This is a genomic window from Allobrachymonas sp., assembly GCF_041912815.1.
GTDB lineage: Bacteria > Pseudomonadota > Gammaproteobacteria > Burkholderiales > Burkholderiaceae_C > Brachymonas.
The window spans coordinates 21,004-39,656 of sequence record NZ_JAYRLV010000011.1; the positions used below are offsets into that span (position 1 = coordinate 21,004).

Annotated in this window: 17 protein-coding genes; 7 read left to right on the forward strand and 10 right to left on the reverse strand. The window is 65.8% G+C overall.

Annotated elements, in window-relative coordinates; translation table 11 throughout:
• Positions 1 to 92 precede the first annotated feature (92 nt).
• Positions 93 to 986, reverse strand: coding sequence for a 23S rRNA (adenine(2030)-N(6))-methyltransferase RlmJ (locus ACE3P9_RS09105; RefSeq protein WP_374493524.1), 894 nt, complete (start codon positions 984 to 986; stop codon positions 93 to 95).
• Between the two features lie 305 nt (positions 987 to 1,291).
• On the opposite strand from ACE3P9_RS09105, the gene rplM reads away from it, so the two are divergent.
• Entirely contained in the window at positions 1,292 to 1,720 is a 429-nt protein-coding gene (rplM, locus tag ACE3P9_RS09110) for a 50S ribosomal protein L13 (protein WP_374493526.1), read from the forward strand.
• Positions 1,721 to 1,732: 12 nt separating this feature from the next.
• Entirely contained in the window at positions 1,733 to 2,125 is a 393-nt protein-coding gene (gene rpsI, locus ACE3P9_RS09115) for a 30S ribosomal protein S9 (RefSeq protein ID WP_374493528.1), read from the forward strand.
• Positions 2,126 to 2,442: 317 nt separating this feature from the next.
• Here the strand turns inward: rpsI and ACE3P9_RS09120 are convergent, their stop codons facing one another.
• Positions 2,443 to 3,405 (reverse strand): LysR family transcriptional regulator, encoded by a 963-nt coding sequence (locus ACE3P9_RS09120; RefSeq protein ID WP_374493530.1) that lies wholly within the window; start codon positions 3,403 to 3,405, stop codon positions 2,443 to 2,445.
• An 18-nt stretch (positions 3,406 to 3,423) separates the two neighbouring features.
• Between ACE3P9_RS09120 and lysA the strand changes: the two genes are divergently transcribed.
• Positions 3,424 to 4,674 carry a diaminopimelate decarboxylase gene (gene lysA, locus ACE3P9_RS09125; protein WP_374493531.1) on the forward strand — a complete coding sequence of 417 codons (1,251 nt, stop codon included), beginning with the start codon at positions 3,424 to 3,426 and terminating at the stop codon, positions 4,672 to 4,674.
• Between the two features lie 312 nt (positions 4,675 to 4,986).
• Here lysA and glmS read toward each other — a convergent pair whose 3' ends face one another.
• Positions 4,987 to 6,849: a glutamine--fructose-6-phosphate transaminase (isomerizing) gene (glmS, locus tag ACE3P9_RS09130; protein ID WP_374493534.1), complete on the reverse strand. Its 1,863-nt coding sequence runs from the start codon at positions 6,847 to 6,849 to the stop codon at positions 4,987 to 4,989.
• A gap of 223 nt (positions 6,850 to 7,072) precedes the next feature.
• Here glmS and ACE3P9_RS09135 point away from each other — a divergent pair, with 223 nt between their 5' ends.
• From ACE3P9_RS09135 to ACE3P9_RS09150, 4 genes are all read left to right on the forward strand, one after another.
• A complete protein-coding gene (locus tag ACE3P9_RS09135; protein ID WP_374493535.1) occupies positions 7,073 to 7,591 on the forward strand; it encodes an Lrp/AsnC family transcriptional regulator in 519 nt (172 codons plus the stop codon).
• A 140-nt stretch (positions 7,592 to 7,731) separates the two neighbouring features.
• Positions 7,732 to 8,727, forward strand: coding sequence for a DnaJ C-terminal domain-containing protein (locus ACE3P9_RS09140; protein WP_374493537.1), 996 nt, complete (start codon positions 7,732 to 7,734; stop codon positions 8,725 to 8,727).
• Between the two features lie 29 nt (positions 8,728 to 8,756).
• Positions 8,757 to 9,113, forward strand: a complete 357-nt coding sequence (locus tag ACE3P9_RS09145; protein WP_374493539.1) for a MerR family transcriptional regulator — start codon at positions 8,757 to 8,759, stop codon at positions 9,111 to 9,113.
• Between the two features lie 55 nt (positions 9,114 to 9,168).
• The gene (locus tag ACE3P9_RS09150; protein WP_374493599.1) at positions 9,169 to 9,840 is read left to right on the forward strand and encodes a glutathione S-transferase family protein; all 672 of its coding nucleotides are present in this window, start codon (positions 9,169 to 9,171) and stop codon (positions 9,838 to 9,840) included.
• Positions 9,841 to 9,885: 45 nt separating this feature from the next.
• Here ACE3P9_RS09150 and ACE3P9_RS09155 read toward each other — a convergent pair whose 3' ends face one another.
• The 7 genes from ACE3P9_RS09155 to ACE3P9_RS09185 form a co-directional block, all read right to left on the reverse strand.
• Entirely contained in the window at positions 9,886 to 10,200 is a 315-nt protein-coding gene (locus tag ACE3P9_RS09155) for a hypothetical protein (protein WP_374493540.1), read from the reverse strand.
• A gap of 86 nt (positions 10,201 to 10,286) precedes the next feature.
• A complete protein-coding gene (glmU, locus tag ACE3P9_RS09160) occupies positions 10,287 to 11,690 on the reverse strand; it encodes a bifunctional UDP-N-acetylglucosamine diphosphorylase/glucosamine-1-phosphate N-acetyltransferase GlmU (RefSeq protein WP_374493542.1) in 1,404 nt (467 codons plus the stop codon).
• 42 nt (positions 11,691 to 11,732) lie between these two features.
• Positions 11,733 to 12,308: a signal peptidase II gene (gene lspA / locus ACE3P9_RS09165; protein ID WP_374493543.1), complete on the reverse strand. Its 576-nt coding sequence runs from the start codon at positions 12,306 to 12,308 to the stop codon at positions 11,733 to 11,735.
• Complete coding sequence (gene ileS, locus ACE3P9_RS09170; protein ID WP_374493545.1) at positions 12,309 to 15,140, reverse strand: isoleucine--tRNA ligase; 2,832 nt, start codon at positions 15,138 to 15,140, stop codon at positions 12,309 to 12,311.
• Between the two features lie 136 nt (positions 15,141 to 15,276).
• Positions 15,277 to 16,332, reverse strand: a complete 1,056-nt coding sequence (locus ACE3P9_RS09175; protein WP_374493546.1) for a bifunctional riboflavin kinase/FAD synthetase — start codon at positions 16,330 to 16,332, stop codon at positions 15,277 to 15,279.
• 86 nt (positions 16,333 to 16,418) lie between these two features.
• A complete protein-coding gene (locus ACE3P9_RS09180; RefSeq protein WP_374493549.1) occupies positions 16,419 to 17,285 on the reverse strand; it encodes a hypothetical protein in 867 nt (288 codons plus the stop codon).
• 84 nt (positions 17,286 to 17,369) lie between these two features.
• The gene (locus ACE3P9_RS09185; protein WP_374493551.1) at positions 17,370 to 18,641 is read right to left on the reverse strand and encodes an NRAMP family divalent metal transporter; all 1,272 of its coding nucleotides are present in this window, start codon (positions 18,639 to 18,641) and stop codon (positions 17,370 to 17,372) included.
• Positions 18,642 to 18,653: the final 12 nt, after the last annotated feature.

Here is an 18,653-nt window from a genome sequence, read left to right on the forward strand (position 1 = left end):
AGCGCTTCGTCGCACTGAGGGCAGGCGTGCCCATGCCGCATGCGCACCCACATCCGCCCCTGCAGCCGTTGGCAGTTTCCGTCGGCGCTTGTTTACTTGGACGTGTCCACCGTCCATGCCGCTCCGCCTCCCCGGCGCAGCATGCGATGCACCACGGGCAGCGCCTGCTCCAGCTCTGCCTTGAGCACAAAGGGCGGATTGATCATGAACACCCCGCTGGCGCGCAGGCCGTCGCGGCCCGACACATCCTGATCGCCACGGCCAATCGAGAGCGTGGCGTGCAGCCATGGCCGGTCGGCCTGCTGCGCCAGTGTCCTGAGCCGCCGGGGCAGCTCGTGGGCCTCGGGGCGCGGAATGACCGGGTACCACACCATGTAGCAGCCCGTGACAAAGCGCTGCATGGCATCCTGCATGCAGCTCATGACCTGCGCATAGTCTGTCTTGAGCTCGTAGCTCGGGTCGATCAGCACCACCCCGCGCCGGCTGGGCGGGGGCAGCAGCGCCTTGAGCCCCGTGAAGCCGTTGTTGCGCACCACCTGAATCTGCCCCGCGTTGGGCAGCTCGGCCACGTTCTTGTCGAGCAGGCGGCTGTCGGTGGGATGCAGCTCGAACAGGCGCAGCTGATCCTGCGGCCGCATCAGCGCTGCCGTGATGAAGGGCGATCCGGGGTATCTGCGCAGCGTGCCGCCGGCATTGAAGCCCGCCAGCAGCCGCAGGTAGGCAGCCAGCGCCTCGGGCGCCTTGGCCTCGTCCGGTGCGCCGGGGCCATACTGTTGCCACAGCGGCAGCACCCCTTCGAGTGCCTCTCCGCTGGTCTGTGCATCGCCGCCATCGAGGCGGTACAGGCCGGTACCGGCATGGGTATCGGCCACCAGCAGGGGCGTGTCCTTGGCCGTGGTGAGGTAGCGCAGGGTGGCAATCAGGGCCATGTGCTTGAGCACATCGGCGTGGTTGCCGGCATGGAAGGCGTGTCGGTAACTGAACATGGTCCCGCCATCCTATCGCACCTCCGGGCAGATCGGGGCGCCGCCGCTCCGGCGGACGGCATCGGCATAGCCGTCGTGCCGGGACGACGTTCCCGTGCATAGCCATTGCCCCACGGCCGGCTCCTTGGCTATAATGGAGAGCTTGCCCGCGGCTGGGCTCCGCAGCAAGAGCAGTACCCCCACCTAAGAGGTTCTCACCAGAAGAACACCGACCGTGGAATAGAGCCCACGCACGTGGCCGCAGGTGTTTCTGTGGCCGCAGGCTTGCGAAAAAGCCGTCAAACCACCTCCCTTAAGGAAAACACATGAAAACATTCAGCGCAAAGTCCGCTGAGGTGCAACATGAGTGGTTTGTGATTGACGCCACCGACAAGGTGCTCGGACGGGTAGCCAGCGAAGTTGCCCTCCGTCTGCGCGGCAAACACAAAGCCATCTATACGCCTCACGTCGATACCGGCGATTTCATCGTCGTCATCAACGCCTCCAAGCTCAAGGTGACCGGTACCAAGTCGCTCGACAAGATGTACTACCGTCACAGCGGCTTCCCCGGCGGCATCTATGCCACCAACTTCCGCGATCTGCAGGCCAAGCATCCCGGCCGTGCGCTCGAGAAGGCCGTCAAGGGCATGCTGCCCAAGGGTCCTCTGGGCTACGCCATGATCAAGAAGCTGAAGGTCTACGGCGGTGCCGAGCATCCGCACAGCGCCCAGCAGCCCAAGGCGCTGGAAATCTAAAGGAGCGTTGCAATGATTGGTGAATGGAACAATGGCACCGGCCGTCGCAAATCCAGCGTCGCCCGCGTGTTTCTGAAGAAGGGCTCCGGCAAGATCACGGTCAACGGCAAGGACATCGAACAGTTCTTCGGCCGCCAGACCTCGATCATGATCGCCAAGCAGCCGCTCGTGCTGACCAACCATGTCGAAACCTTCGACGTGATGGTCAACGTCCAGGGTGGCGGTGAATCCGGCCAGGCCGGCGCCGTGCGCCACGGCATCACCCGCGCGCTGATCGACTATGACGTCAATCTCAAGCCCGAGCTGAGCAAGGCTGGCTACGTCACCCGCGACGCCCGCGAAGTGGAACGGAAAAAGGTCGGCCTGCACTCCGCACGCCGCGCCAAGCAGTTCAGCAAGCGCTGATCCTGCCCGCCCCCTCAAAAACCGCACCAGGCCCCGGCCGGTGCGGTTTTTTTTGTTCTGATCATCCGAATAGGGGCATGCAGTGCATCTGCATGGGGTTGCCCCGCGCACGCGGGGATAGGTCCAAAATCATTGGCATACGGCGGGTCGCATAGTGGCCTCCTTCAATGCTAATGGGATTGAATCCTACTCCCGCAAGGCCACCTGTCCAGCCTGCCGACGCTGCGGCATATTTTCATTTTTTGCGGCAAGGCGTTTCACGTACCGGCAGTGTCCCTGGAAGTGGTGTAACAGCGTAAGGAATGAGTCCATGGAACTCATAGTGAGTGATGATGCTGGTTCAAGGCGGCACAGGCTTTGCGGACGGTGTCTGCGAGAACGCACTGCAGGGGGTGCGGAGCTGCGATTTCCGGCAGAAGCATATTCACTTGGTAACTGATGGCAACGGTAAGCGGCCGCACTACCAGGTCCGGTCCGCTGAGTTCCAGTGCGGTGATCGGATTTACGATGGCAACGCCCAGGCCCTGACGCACCATGGCGCAGACGGCCACTGCGCTCGTGGTTTCAAGCAGGGTTGCGCGATGTACTTTAGCGTCTTCGAACATTGCATCAATGGCGGTTCGATACGGGTCGCCAACCGCGAGACTGATGAAGCGCTCGCCTGTAAAGTCGTGTGGTTGCAGTCGAGCCTTGTGGCACAGGCTGTGATCACGTGGCAAAACAGCCACTTCATTGACTTTCAATAAGGGCTGCAAGGCAACTCCAGCAGGTGCTTCTTGGGTTTCACTCAGTCCAAGGTCAAAACGCTGTTCACTCATGGCTTGCTCCAGCCAGGGCGACTCTAAGGGATGCACGCTGACTCCTAGTTCAGGATGTGCATGTGAGAAATATACCAGTGCGCGGGGTACCAAGGCATGGGCCAACGCCGGCAAACACGCAATGCGCAAGCGACCTGTCACTTGCGTGCGCAATTCGCTGGCGCGCGCTGCGATCTGTTCCAAGCCTATAAACGAGCGCTCTACTTCTTGCATCAGCGCAAGTGCCCGCACGGTAGGACGTAACCGGCCCCGCACCCGGTCAAAAAGGTTAAACCCCAGTAACTGCTCCAGACGACCCAGCTCGCGACTCAAAGTGGGCTGGCTTGACGCGCACGCGTCCGCTGCACGCCCCAGGTTGCCGTGCAGCATGATGGCGCGAAACATCGTCAGCTGGCGATGAGTCAAATTCATATCAATATTGAATAGGTGTGCAACAAGAATAGCATTGATTGAATCAACCATGAAGAGGATCATCCACCCATGAACCCTTTTACTCCCGCCACCATCGCTCCTTTGGCCCTGCGGTTCGGTACCCCGCTGTGGATATATGATGCAGACACCATTACGCGCCAGATTGCTTCTCTGCGGTTGTTTGACGTAGTGCGTTTCGCTCAGAAAGCCAACTCCAATACACACATCCTTCGCCTTATGAAGCGACATGGCGCAGTGGTGGACTCGGTGTCTTTTGGGGAAATCGAACGCGCGTTGGCTAGTGGTTTTACGCCGGGGTTGCACAACGGGCACGCAGACATCGTGTTCACGGCCGATCTGCTGGACCGCGCTACGCTTGCGCGCGTGGTGGAACTCAATATTCCCGTGAACTGCGGTTCCATGGACATGCTAGACCAATTGGGTGCGGTCAACCCGGGGCACCCGGTGTGGCTACGCATCAACCCAGGGTTCGGGCATGGTCATTCCAAGAAAACAAATACCGGTGGCGAGCACAGCAAGCATGGCATCTGGCATGGCGATCTAGTACGCGCCTGCGAAAAGATTAAGTCCAACGGCCTGGCCTTGCAGGGGCTGCACATGCACATCGGCTCAGGCGTGGACTATGCGCACTTGCAGGAAGTGTGCGGTGCCATGCTGAAGCTGGTAGAGGTAGTGAATGAGCAGGGTTTGGATCTGCACGCCATCTCTGCGGGCGGCGGTCTGTCCGTTCCCTACCAGGCCGGTGAATCCACGATTGATACGGCGCACTACTTTGCATTATGGGATGCCGCGCGCCATGCCGTGGAACAACTGCTGGAGCACCCAGTGAAACTGGAAATAGAGCCGGGCCGCTATTTAGTGGCCGAGTCCGGCGTGCTGGTCACCGAGGTACGCGCCACGAAGCAACAGGGTACCAACCATTTTGTGATGGTGGACGCCGGCTTCAGTGATCTGGTTCGCCCGGCCCTATACGGCGCCTACCACGGCATGGGGTTGATTCACTCTGATGGCACAGCGGTTAATAGCCTGCAGTTTGACACGGTGGTTGCAGGGCCTCTGTGCGAGTCGGGAGATGTGTTTACGCAGGGAGACGGTGGCGAGGTGTTGCACCGGTCCTTGCCGCAGGCGCAGGTAGGAGATCTGCTGGTGTTGCACGACACCGGTGCGTATGGTGCCTCCATGTCATCGAACTACAACGCACGCCCACTGATTGCCGAAGTGCTGATGGAAAATGGTGAGCCCCGGCTTATTCGACGAAGGCAGACGGTGGCTGAGCTGCTCGCGCTGGAGGCGGTGTAAGGTATCTATGGTCGAAAGGCTGCTTAGGAGAAAGCTGACTGGCTGCTTGGGGGCAGAAGTTGGCCTTCGCTGGATGGGAAAGCTGCCGTTCAAGGGCTCCCAAGGCAGAACTGCAGTAAACGACAGATTGCCGCCCGATTCCGCGCATTAGGCCAACGGCTGGATTGACTGAAAAACAGCCGTCCAGTATGCCTTCAACTATGGCCCCTTCACACGCGCCCCTAACTAAAAAGTAGGGGGGCATCGGCCTCCTCTCTTCGCTCAGAGTCCGACTAACTTTATTTGTTCCGGTCAGGATGGGCTTGTCAGCCCTTACTCCACCGTCACGCTCTTGGCCAGGTTGCGGGGTTTGTCAACGTCGGTGCCTTTGGCGCAGGCGGTGTGGTAGGCCAGGAGCTGCAGGGGGACGACGTGGAGGATGGGGCTCAGGGGGCCGTAGTGTTCGGGCATGCGGATGGCGTGGATGCCTTCCTCGCTGTGGATGTTGCTGTCGGCATCGGCGAGGACGTAGAGTTCGCCGCCACGGGCGCGCACTTCCTGCATGTTGCTCTTGAGCTTGTCGATGAGTTCGTCGTTGGGGGCAACGACGACCACGGGCATGTCCTTGGTGACGAGGGCGAGAGGGCCGTGCTTGAGTTCGCCGGCGGGGTAGGCTTCTGCGTGGATGTAGCTGATTTCCTTGAGCTTGAGGGCGCCTTCCAGTGCGATGGGGTAGTGCAGGCCGCGGCCGAGGAAGAGGGCGTTGTCCTTCTTGGCAAAGGTTTCGGACCACTGGATGATCTGCGGCTCCAGCGCGAGCACGGCCTGCAGGGCCATGGGCAGGTGGCGCATGTGCTGGAGGTAGTCTTCCTGGTGGGCGTCGTCGACGGTGCCCTTGACGCGTCCGAGTGCCACGGTGAGCAGGAACAGGCCGGCGAGCTGGGTGGTGAAGGCCTTGGTGGAGGCGACTCCGATCTCGACGCCGGCGCGGGTGATGTAGGCCAGCTGGCATTCGCGCACCATGGCGCTGGTGGCGACGTTGCAGATGGTGAGGGTGTGGGTCATGCCCAGGTGCTGGGCGTGGCGCAGGGCGGCGAGGGTGTCGGCGGTTTCGCCGCTCTGGCTGATGGTGACCACGAGCGTGCGCGGATCGGGGACGCTGGTGCGGTAGCGGTATTCGCTGGCGATTTCGACGTCGCAGGGCACGTGGGCGATGGCTTCGAGCCAGTACTTGGCGGTGCAGCCGCTGTAGTAGCTGGTGCCGCAGGCAAGGATGAGCACGCGGTCGATTTCGGTGAAGACGGTGCGTGCGTCCTTGCCGAAGAGTTCGGGCACGATGGCCTGCACGCCTTCGAGGGTGTCACCCAGGGCGCGGGGCTGCTCGAAGATTTCCTTCTGCATGAAATGGCGGTAGGGGCCCAGCTCGGCCGCACCGCTGTGGGCGTGCACGGTCTTGACGGGGCGGTCCTGCGGGCCGAGGCGCTGGCCGGCGTTTTCGATCCAGTACTTGCCGATCTGCAGGTCGACCACATCGCCTTCTTCGAGGTAGATGATCTGGTCGGTGACGCCTGCCAGGGCCATGGCGTCGCTGGCGAGGTAGTGGGCGCCGTCCTGCCCCACGCCCATGATGAGGGGGGAGCCCGCACGGCCGCCGATGACGCGGTGCGGCTCGTCGCGGCACATCACCGCCACGGCATAGGCGCCGTGCAGCTGGGCCAGGGCGGCCTGCACGGCGGCAAAGAGATCGCCGGTGTAGAGGGAATCCACCAGGTGCGCGATGACTTCGGTGTCGGTCTGGCTGGCGAACTGGTAGCCCTTGGCCTGAAGCTGCTGGCGCAGGAGCTCGTAGTTCTCGATGATGCCGTTGTGCACCACGGCGATGTGGCCGGGGCGCTGCTCCGGGTTGGCGGGCGGCACGCCGGGGCCGTAGCTGAAGTGGGGGTGGGCGTTGTAGACGGCAGGGGCGCCGTGGGTGGCCCAGCGGGTATGGGCGATGCCGGTGTGACCGGTGAGATGCTCGTGCTCGACCTGCGTGGCCAGCTCGGCCACGCGCGACGTGCTGCGGGCGCGCTGCAGGCCCTGGTTCCAGACGGCGACGCCGCAGGAGTCATAGCCCCGGTATTCGAGGCGCTGCAGGCCCTGCACCAGGAGGGGAACGACGTTGGAGGTGGCGACTGCGCCGACGATACCGCACATGGAAATGCTCCCGAAAGGAGAGAAAAAAGGAGAGGGGCAGGGGGCGAGGCCCCCAGGGCCGGAACGGGCTCCACAGGCTGTGCACCTCCGCTGTCTTGGCATCATACGGGGAGGTGGTGGAAATGAAATTTCAAAAACAAAGACTGTGTGGAATAATAAATTTCATAGTGCATTGCGAAAAATAATATTTCACATGAGTCGATGTTTATGAGCTTTTATTGCCATGCCTGAAGCAAATGATTCCCATGCGGTGCTCGATGCCGTGGACTGGCGCCTGCTGCGTCAGTTGCAGGCCGATGCCAGCCTGACCAACCAGGCGCTGGCCGAGCGCTGTCACCTTTCGGCACCCACCTGCCTGCGGCGGGTGCGGCGTCTGCATGAGCTGGGGCTCGTGGAGCGCACGGTGGCCATTCTGGATGGCGATGCGCTGCGCGCGCAGGGGGTGCCGAGTCTCACCGCCGTGGTGGAAGTGACTCTGGATGTGCAGGCCGAGGAGCAGCAGCGGGCGTTCGAGGCGCGGGCGGTGGCCGATGTCGCGGTGCAGCAGTGCTACCGCACCTCGCCGGGGCCGGATTTTGTGCTCATTCTGACCGTGGCGGACATGCCGGCCTTTGCCGAGGCCAGTGCCCGGCTTTTCACGGCCGATGCCAATGTGCGCAACGTGCGGGCCTTCTTCAGCCTGCGTCGGGCCAAGTTCACGGTGGAGCTGCCCCTGGGCGATGGGGGGGCTGCCCAGGGGTGAGGCGGAAGACGCAGGAGCCGGTGCGGTTGCGCTATGCTGGAACCTATTGATGCGGGGGCAACTGGCACCATGTATCAAAAAGATGAATGACTTCCGGCTGCAGGGTCTCCGTGCAGCCGGCCCCAGGAGATGCAGCCCTCATGAAATTCAAGGACTACTACGAAGTGCTCGGCGTGGACAAGAGCGCCACTGCCGACGAGATCAAGAAGGCCTACCGCAAGCTGGCCCGCAAATACCATCCGGACGTGAGCAAGGAGCCCGATGCCGCGCAGCGCATGGCGGAGGTCAACGAGGCCAATACCGTGCTGTCCGACCCCGAAAAACGGGCCGCCTACGACAAGCTCGGTGCCGACTATGCGCAGGGCATGGGGGCAGGCGGCGCAGGGGGCAACGGCAACTACCAGCCGCCGCCCAACTGGGACGCCGGATTCGACTTCCACGGAGGCGAGGGCTTTGGTGGGGGCGATGCGCAGGGCTACAGCGATTTCTTCGAGCAGCTCTTTGGCCGTGCTGCCCGTGCGCGTGGGGCGCAGGGCGGGGCACGGGGCAGCGCCGGTGCGCACACCACCAGCATGCGCGGCGAGGACCAGCACGCCAGAATCGAGCTCGATCTGCAGGACGCCTACCAGGGCGCCGAGCGCACCCTCACCCTGCAGGGTGCGCGTGCCGATGCGCAGGGGCACATGGTGCCCGAGCAGCGCACGCTGCAGGTCAAGATTCCCAAGGGGGTGCGTGAAGGGCAGATGATCCGCCTGGCAGGGCAGGGGGGACCGGGGTTCAATGGAGGGGCGGCTGGCGATCTGCTGCTGCAGGTGGTCTTCAAGCCCGATGCGCGCTGGCGTGCCGAAGGACGCGACGTGTACCAGCGGGTGCGCGTGGCGCCCTGGGAGGCCGCCATCGGTGGGCCGGTGCAGGTTACCACGCCTTCCGGATCGACGGTCGAGGTGTCGGTGCCTGCGGGTTCCGGCGCCGGGCGCAAGCTCCGCCTCAAGGGGCGCGGGCTGCCGTCCAGAGAGCCGGGCGATCTGTACCTCGAACTCGAACCTGCGATTCCCGGTGCCGTCACGCCCGAGCAGCGCGCAGCCTGGGAGGCCTTGGCCAAGGCCTATCCCGGCTTCGATCCCCGCGTGGCCTGAGGGCCTGAACGAACAGGAAGTGTACAGACATGGCTGAAAATTCCCAAACCCTTCCCCCCGTGAGCGTGCCGGCCGATCTGACGGAATTGCTCTCCGACCATTCTCTGTCCCTGGAGGATCTGGCCCGGGCCTGCCGCCGCGCGCCCGAATGGGTGTCGTCCCATGTGCGCGAAGGCGTGCTGGCGGTCACCCAGACGGCAGACGACCCCGCCGTGTCGGCCGAGGACTGCGGGAGCTGGCGGTTTTCCTCCTTTACCGTGGTTCGCGCACGCCGCATTGCCGATCTGGAACGCATGTTCGATGCCGATCCGCAGCTGGCAGCCCTGACCGTGGATCTCATGGAAGAAGTGGACGCCCTGCGGCGCCGGCTGGCGCCCTATCAGTGACAGTGAGCACCGTGTGAGCCCTCCCATGTGTTCTTCCGATGCATCTCCGAAAGCCATGGAGCCCTCTGCGACCTCGGGCGCGGGAGGTGGCGCTCCCGCCACGCCGCTCGTGGTGATGGGGCGGCGGCCTTCGATCAATGTGCGCAAGGTGCTCTGGACCTGTGCGCTTCTGGAGTGTGACTACACACTGGAGGAGTGGGGCACCGGGGATCTGCGCCTGCAGTCGGAGGCGTACCGCCAGATCAATCCCAATGGGCTGATTCCGGCCCTGCGTGACGGAGACCTGGTGCTCTGGGAGTCGAACACCATCTGCCGCTATCTGGCCGCCCGCCATGGACGTACCGACCTGCTGCCCACAGAGGCCGCCGCCCGGGCGCGGGTGGAGCAGTGGATGGACTGGCAGGTCGCCGAGCTGGCTCCGGCCTGGCGCTATGCCTTCATGGCGCTGGTCAAGCACAGCCCGGCGCATGCGAGCCCGTCGGCCCGCAAGGAGAGCGTGGCGCAGTGGAACCGGCTCATGGCCATTCTGGACGATGGACTGCGTCGCCACGGCCCCTATGCCGCCGGCGAGCACTTCACGCTGGCGGACGTGGTGCTGGGCCTGTCGACCCACCGCTGGCTGTCCACCCCCATGCCCCGGCCTGTGCTGCCGGCGGTGGAGGAGTACATGGCACGGCTGGCGCAGCAGCCTGGATTTGCCGACTGGGTCGCCAACGGCCAGCCGTGAGCCGCACGGCTGCCGTGTGAGCTCTGCACTGGCGGGGAGGCGGAGTCAGGGCTCCGCAGCAGGCTGCGTCGTGACAGGTGCAGCGCCTGTGCTTGCGTCTGTGGGCCAGGCCACCTGCCAGCGCGAGAGGGCGAAATAGGCCTGGATGTCTGCCATGTCGTACATCCATGCATCGAAGGGATCGGCCATGTCCGGCGTGCGCGACACATACACCATGTAGTGCTCGCCGTCCGGGACCACCTGGACGTGACAGCCACATTCTTCCCCCGCCACGATGCGCCCCACGGCATGCAGATGCTGCGGGTCGAACGCCAAGGTGGTGGAGACCGGGGAGGGGGCGGGGGCGGGGGCAGTGGGCATGGCTTGGAACGGAGCTGGGCAAGGGGCGGAAAGGCAAAGGCACGCCAGCGACATGGCAGGGAGCCATGTCGTGGGAGCGCGTCCGTTCAGGCGGGCTTCTTCTTGACCGGGCGCTGGTAGCCCATTTTCTGGTGCAGCGGGCCCCGCACCACGGTGAGTGCGCCCGGCGGGGTGTCGCGGCCCACGGTGCTGCCGGCGCCCACGGTGCCGCCGGCACCGATGGTCACGGGAGCCACCAGCACGCTGTTGCTGCCGATGTGCACGTCGTGCTCGATGACCGTGCGGTGCTTGTTGGCGCCGTCGTAGTTGGCCGTGATGCTGCCCGCGCCGTAGTTGACGCGCTCGCCCACGGTGGCATCGCCCAGGTAGGCCAGATGATTGGCCTTGGCGCCGTCGGCGAGGGTGGAGTTCTTCACCTCGACGAAGTTGCCGATGTGCACCTCGCGGCCCAGCCGGGCGCCGGGACGCAGGCGGGCAAAGGGGCCGATGAGGTCGCCCGCGCCGATTTCCACGCCGAGCTTTTCGCCGTCCACGTGGGTGAAGGGATGGATCACGGCATCGTCCGCGACGGTGCAGTTGGCCAGCACGCAGTGCGCACCGATGCGCACGCGGTTGCCCAGCGTGACGGTGCCCTCGAAGATGCAGTTGATGTCGATTTCCACGTCCTGCCCGCAGGTGAGCGCGCCGCGCACGTCGAGTCGGGCAGGGTCGCGCAGGCGCACGCCGGCCTGCATGAGGCGGTCGGCCGTGCGCTGCTGGAAGGCACGTTCGAGCGCCGCGAGCTGCTGCGGGCTGTTGACGCCAGCCACCTGCACGGCGTCGTCGATCTGGTGGGCGACCACCGGCACGCCGTCGGCCACGGCCAGACGTACCACGTCGGTGAGGTAGTACTCCTGCTGGGCATTGTGGTTGTCGATGCGGGTAAGCCAGTCCTTGAGCAGGCGGGCCGGCGCAGCCATGATGCCGCTGTAGATTTCCTGGGTGGCGAGTTCCTCCGGGGTGCCGTCCTTCTGCTCGACGATGCGGGTGACATGGCCCTGGGCATCGCGCAGGATGCGGCCGTAGCCGAAGGGGTCCTGCATGCGCAGCGTGAGCAGCGCGAGCCGCTCGCCCGCGCAGGCCTGCACCAGCGCCTCGATGGTGGCGGCCTCGGTCAGGGGCACATCGCCGGAGAGCACCACCACGATGCCGTCATCGCCCAGCACCGGCACGGCCTGCTGCACGGCATGCGCGGTGCCGAGCTGCGGCATCTGGCGCACGAACAGGCGGCGGGGGCCGGTGGCGTCGGGGCGGGCCAGGGCTGCCTCGACCTGTTCGGCACCGTGGCCGGTGACCACCACCACCTGACGGGCCTGCAGCTGCGCGGCCGTGTCGAGCACGTGCTGCACCAGCGGCTGGTGGGCGAGCTGCTGCAGGACCTTGGGGATGGCGCTTTTCATGCGCGTGCCCTTGCCGGCAGCCATGATGACGATGTCGAGGGGGGTGTTCATGGGGGAGGGTCTCTCAGGGGAGAAGGGGGCCGTGCGCCAGGCTCAGCGGCTGCTGGAGCGCACGCGGAAAAGCTCGTCGAGGATCAGGCAGATGGCACCGATGGTGATGGCCGTGTCTGCCACGTTGAAGGCCGGGAAGTGCCCGCCCACGAACAGCGGCGAGAGCCAGCGCCAGTGGAAGTCGAGAAAGTCCACCACGTAGCCGTGCCACACGCGGTCGAGCACGTTGCCGATGGCGCCCCCGAGCAGGCTCGCCATGGCGAAGCTGAAGAGCTTCTGGTGCGGGTGGGTGCGCAGCATCCAGACGATGAAGGCTGCCGCCCCCACGCCGATGCCCATGAACAGCCAGCGCTGCCAGCCGCCCGCGTGCGACAGAAAGGAAAACGCAGCCCCGTAGTTGTGCACGCGCACGACGTTGAAGAACCCCGTCACCACGGTGCCGTCGCCGAGGCCGTAGGTGGCCACGATGAGGTACTTGGTGAACTGGTCGAGCATGAGCCAGAGCGCCGCGAGCGACAGCCACAGCGCCAGGCTGGCATTGCTGCTGCCATGGCTGTTGCTGCCGCGAGCACTGTGCACGCGGCGCACGCCGTTGGAGCGGGAGCGGGTGGCGGCCATTCAGGCAAACTCCCGGGTTTCGCCGCTGCCGAACAGGTTGCTCACGCACCGGCCGCAGAGGGTGGGGTGGGCGGCATCGTGGCCGACGTCGTCGCGGTAGTGCCAGCAGCGCTCGCACTTGGCGTCCTGCGACGCACTCACTTCCACCGACAGGGCCTCGCCGCTGCGCAGGGTGACCTGGGAGGTGATGAGCACGAACTTGAGGTCGCTGCCCAGGCTGGCAAGCAGGGCGTGGTCCTCGGGCGCGGCGGTGATGACGAGGTTGGACTGCAGCGAGGAGCCGAGCTGGCCGGCGGTACGCAGTTCCTCGATCTGCTTGTTGGCCACATCGCGGATCTGGCGCAGGCGCTCCCACTTGGCAAGCAGGGCATCGTCGCCCGAGGGCAGGCCATGGAAGGTTTCCAGGAAGATGGAGGGGCTGTGGCCGATGAGCTTCCAGGCCTCTTCGGCGGTGAAGCTCAGGAAAGGCGCCATCCAGCGCAGCATGGCCTGGGTGATGTGCCACAGGGCGGTCTGGGCGCTGCGGCGGGCATGGCTGCCGGGGGCCGTGGTGTAGAGGCGGTCCTTGAGCACGTCGAGGTAGAAGCCTCCCAGATCCTCGGAGCAGAAGAGCTGGAGCTTGGCCACGACGGGGTGGAATTCGTAGACCTGGTAGTGGGCCAGCACCTGGGACTGGAACTCGGCGGCACGGGTGAGGGCCCAGCGGTCGATTTCGAGCAGCTCGTCGAAGGGCAGGGTCTGCGTGGCCGCATCGAAGTCGCTCGTGTTGGCGAGCAGGAAGCGCAGGGTGTTGCGGATGCGGCGGTAGGCGTCGATCACGCGGGCCATGATCTTGTCGTCGCCGGCAATGTCGCCCGAGTAGTCGCTGGAGGCGACCCACAGGCGGATGATTTCGGCGCCCCACTTCTTGTAGGCGTCCTGCAGGTCGATGCCGTTGCCGAGCGACTTGCTCATCTTGCGGCCCTGGCTGTCCACGGTGAAGCCGTGGGTGAGCAGGCCGCGGTAGGGCGCGCGGCCGTTGAGGGCGCACGACAGCAGCAGCGAGCTGTGGAACCAGCCACGGTGCTGGTCGTGACCTTCGAGGTAGAGGTCGGCCTCGGGGCCCGTGTCGTGGTGCAGGGCGGGGTGCGAGCCGTGCAGCACGTGGCTGAAGGTGGAGCCCGAGTCGAACCACACCTCCAGAATGTCGGTGCTGCGGATGTAGTGCGGAGCGTCCTCGGGGCCGAGGATGTCTTCGGTGGGCGTGCGGCTCCAGGCCTCGATGCCGCCCTGTTCGATGATGCGGGCGGCCTGGTCGAGGATGTCCATGGTGCGCGGGTGCAGCTCGCCCGTGGCCTGGTGCATGAAGAAGGGAATGGGCACGCCCCAGCTGCGCTGCCGCGAGATGACCCAGTCGGGACGGTTGGCGATCATGTCGCGCAGGCGGGCCTTGCCGTTCTCGGGGTAGAAGCTGGTCTGGTCGATGGCGGCGAGCGCCATCTGGCGCAGGGTGTAGGGGGCCTTGTCTTTGGTGAACACGCCTTCGCCCTCGTCCATGCGGATGAACCACTGGGCCGTGGCGCGGTAGATCACGGGGGTCTTGTGGCGCCAGCAGTGCGGGTAGCTGTGGGTGATGGTTTCGGTGGCCAGCAGGCGGCCGGCGTTGCGCAGGGTGTCGAGAATGACGGGGATGGCCTTCCAGATGTGCTGGCCGCCGAACAGCGGAAAGTCCGGCGCGTACTGGCCGTTGCCCTGCACGGGGTTGAGGATCTGGTCGGTGGTCATGCCGTGCGCGACGCACGAGTTGAAGTCGTCCACGCCGTAGGCAGGAGCCGAGTGCACGATGCCGGTCCCGTCGGCGTCGGTGGCGTACTCGGCCAGATACACGGGGGCAAGGCGGCGGTAGCCGGGGTCCACGTCGTACAGGGGGTGCTCGAACTCCAGGCCGTCAAGCGCCTGGCCCTTGACCGTGGCCAGCACGGTGCCTTCGAGGCCATAGCGCTGCAGGCACGACTCGACCAGCGAGCGGGCCAGTACCAGCAGACCCTTGGACGTGTCGACCAGCGCGTAGTCGATCTCGGGGCCCATGTTGAGGGCCTGGTTGGCCGGAATGGTCCAGGCCGTGGTGGTCCAGGTGACGACGTAGGCATCGCGCTCGAACGGGGCCACGCCGAAGGCGGCCGCCAGTCGGGCGGGGTCGTGCGCGCGGAAAGCCACGTCGAGCGTCTGGCTCTTCTTGTCCTGGTACTCGATCTCGAACTCGGCGAGCGACGATCCGCAGTCGAAGCACCAGTACACGGGCTTGAGTCCGCGGTACACGAAGCCGCGTTCGATCACGCGCTTGAACACGCGCAGCTCGTTGGCCTCGTTGGCGAAGTTCATGGTGCGGTAGGGGTTGTCCCATTCGCCGAGCACGCCCAGCCGCTTGAAGTCGGCCTTCTGCTGGGCGATCTGTTCGGTGGCGTAGGCGCGGCTCCTGGCCTGCATCTCGTCGCGGCTCAGGCCCCGGCCGTATTTCTTCTCGATGGCGTTCTCGATGGGCAGGCCGTGGCAGTCCCAGCCCGGCACGTAGCCGGCATCGAACCCGTCGAGCTGGCGGGCCTTGTTGATCATGTCCTTGAGGATCTTGTTGACCGCATGGCCCATGTGCAGCTGGCCGTTGGCGTAGGGCGGGCCGTCATGCAGGATGAACAGCGGCGCGCCATGCCGCGCGGCGCGCAGGCGGGTGTAGAGGCCTTCGTCCTCCCACTCCTTGATCCAGCCCGGTTCCCGCTTGGGCAGGTCGCCGCGCATGGGGAAGGGGGTGTCGGGGAGGTTGAGGGTCTTGCGGTAATCGTGTTTCTGGTCGGACATGATGGTGGAGAGATGAAAGGGGGTGTCCAGGCTGCGTGCGGCAGGGGAGGGAGAAGGCGGAAGGGAGCGGACGGATGCGGGCCGGATGCTCAGGCGGCAGCCGGCGCAGCCGTGGCGCCGTCGGGCTCGGCCGCCGTCAAATTCGGTCGCGTGTGGTCTGGCGGCGCGTCTCGCTGTGGCGCGAGGCAAACCAGTCGCGTGCGTCGGCGCAATCCTGGGCAATGCCCTGTTGCAGGGCTTCCAGACCGTCGTATCTGCGCTCTTCGTGCAGTTTGTGCAGCAGTTCCACGCGCACGATTTTACCGTATGCCCCTTCCGGGCCCAGGGCGGCCGGCCATTCGAGGCAGTGGGTTTCGAGCAGCACGCGGCCGCCGTTGACATCGTGGGGATCGAGGGAGGGGCGCACCCCCATGTTGGCCACGCCGGGCAGGGGACTGCCATCGGCGGTGAGTCCGTGCACCCGCACCACGAAGATGCCGCTGGCAGCAGGCTTCCAGTGCGCGAAGCGCTGGTTGAGGGTGCGGATGCCGAGTTCGCGACCGAGCTTGCGGCCGTGCACGACGTGTCCGCTGATGGTGTAGGGGCGGCCGAGCAGGCGCGCGGCTTCGGCCATGTCGCCCCGCGCCAGGGCCTCGCGCACCTCGGTGCTGCTCACGCGGATGCCGGGATCGGCCGGCAGGGCCTGTCCGGGCGTGGCGGGACGGGGCACCTCGTAGCTGTTCATGCGCGAGACCTCGAACCCCAGGGTGCGGCCGGCCGCGTCGAGCATGGCATAGTCGCCGGCGCGCCGTGCACCGAAGCGGAAGTCATCCCCCACGAGCACGTACTGCGCGCCCAGGCCGTCGACCAGCACCTGGCGGATGAACGCTTCGGGCGACAGGCTGGCCAGAGCCTCGTTGAAGGGCAGGATCACGGTCTGGTCGATGCCTGCGGCCGCCAGCTCGCAGAGCTTGTCGCGCAGGGTGGCGATGCGGGCCGGGGCCAGTTCGGGTCTGGAGAACTTCTCGGCAAAGAAGTCGCGCGGATGCGGCTCGAAGGTGAGAGCGCAGGCGGGAAGGCCCCGGTTGCGGGCCTCGTTGCGCAGCAGGGCCAGCATGGCCTGGTGGCCGCGGTGCACACCGTCGAAATTGCCGATGGTGAGTGCGCAGGCAGGCGCCAGGTCGGGGTGTCGGAAGCCGCGGAAGATTTTCATGACGGGCTATTATCCACCGACCGCCCGCCGTCCATCATGGCCGGCAGCATCCAACCCCGCAACCCGTTGCGCATCGGGCCGGGCCATCATGGCTGATCGGCCACGAGCAGGGCCTTGTACCGGGCGGCCGTCTGGCTGCAGATCGGAGCGGTGCCGGGCTGGGCAGCCAGCTGCAGCAGGGGACGGTCCCAGCTGGCGGTGTACTGCTGGCGCAGCTGCCGGATGTCGTACCCATGGGCCAGGGCCTGCTGGGCTTCCGGGGCAAGGAGGGGCGTCTGGCCCGGCAGGCAGCTGGCCAGCATCACGTGCAGGGGCAGCAGGTCGCGGGCGGTGTTTTCGACCGTGTGGGCCTTGATGTCGGCTGGGCGAGGCACGGCGGTGCGTGCCACTTCCAGCCAGTGCTGCGCGGCATCGGCATGGCCGCTGCGTGCGGCATGCATGGCGAGGGCCTCGGCCGTGCGCAGCTGCTGCAGCGCGGGAAGGGAGGAGCGGGAAGCCGGGGCGTCGAGCACCTGGGCCAGCCACGCGGCGAGCCGGTCTGCGAGTGCGGTCCGCGAGGTCTCGGCCGGCAGGCGCACCAGATCGGCCAGCATCTGCGTCTGGGCCTGCAGCGCCACGGCGGACAGGCGTCCATCGGCCTGCACGGGGGGCTGCGCGAGCCAGGGGGCGACGCGCTGCTGGAAGCGCTCGGCCCGCTGCTGCAGCTCGGGCAGGTCGGCCATTTCGGATTCTTCGCGCTGGCGGTAGTGGGCCACGGCCAGTCGGGTGCGGGCCGCATCTTCGGCGGACACGAGTCCGGGCACTACCGTGGTCCAGTAGGCCAGATTGGCCACCAGTCCGCTGGCTTCCTGCTGGTCGTCCATGGCGCGCACCAGGGCGCGGGAGCTGTAGATGCTGCTCACGGCCAGCGCCACGAGGGCGGCGGCCGTGGCGGCGACGGTTCTGGCTTTCATGGCGGACGATTATCCCCGAACTCTCCGGGGCGGTCCCCTCACGGGGGAGAGTGGAGTGTGGCTGGCAGTGGAAAAGCCGCCCGGTCAGGCTGCTCCGACGACGCTCCAGAGCATGGCCATGACGGCGAACAGCATGACCGCAGTGGCCACCCAGCCCAGCACTTCCAGTCGGATCGAGAGCGTGAATTCGCCCAGGATGTCCTGCCGGCGGCCCAGCCACATCATCATGGCCATGATGGGCACGGCCGCGACGCCGTTGACGATGGCGCTCCATACCAGGGCCTTGATGGGGTCGAGCGGGGTGAAGTCGAGCAGCAGCCCGCCGATGGTGGCGAGCACCAGCACGGTGTAGAAGCCCTTGGCTTCGGTCATGCGGTGGTTGAGGCCCGAGCGCCACTGGAACACGTCCGCCACCGCGTAGGCGGCCGATCCGGCCAGCACGGGCACGGCGAGCATGCCGGTGCCGATCACGCCCAGCGAGAACAGCAGGAAGGTGAAGTCGCCGGCAATCGGGCGCAGCGCCTCGGCGGCCTGCTTGCTGCTCTGGATGTCGGTGACGCCGTGCTGGTGCAGGGTGACGGCCGTGGCCAGCATGATGCAGAAGGCGATCACGTTGGAGAACAGCATGCCGACGTTGGTGTCGAGCTGGATGCGCGAGAGGTGTTCGCGCATGAAGAGCTGGTCCTGTGCCACGGGCTGGGCATTGAGCTGCTGGCGCAGCTCGGCTTCCTGAGAAGCCTGCCAGAAGAACAGATAGGGGCTGATGGTGGTGCCCAGCACCGCCACCACCATCATCCAGTACTCCGAGCTCTTCTGCATCTTCGGCAGCAGGGCCGTGTGCACCATGATGCGCCAGTCCACCTGGAGCATGAGCAGCACCGCCACATACGAGAGCAGGGCCAGCGTGAACCACTTGAGCACGCGCACCATGGACTCGTAGTTGAGCCAGACCGGAATGACGGCACACAGCAGCCCGAAGATGAGGGCATGTCCATGCTGCGGACCGCCCACCACGAGCTGCAGGGCCTCGCCCATGGCAGCGATGTCTGCGGCGATGTTGAGGGTGTTGGCCAGAACGAGCAGCAGCACCATGGCCAGAGCCAGCCAGCGCGGCATGACGCGGCACATGCTGCTGGCCAGGCCCTTGCCGGTCATCCAGCCGATGCGTGCGCTCACCATCTGGATCCCGATCATCAGCGGCGCCGTGAAGATCAGCGTCCACAGCAGCCCGCCGCCGAACTGGGCACCGGCCTGCGAGTAGGTGGCGATGCCGCTGGGGTCGTCATCCGCCGCACCGGTGATCAGCCCGTTGCCGAGCTGGTTGGTGAGTTTCTTGGCGTGGCGGAAATACTGCATGCAATCCCCTGG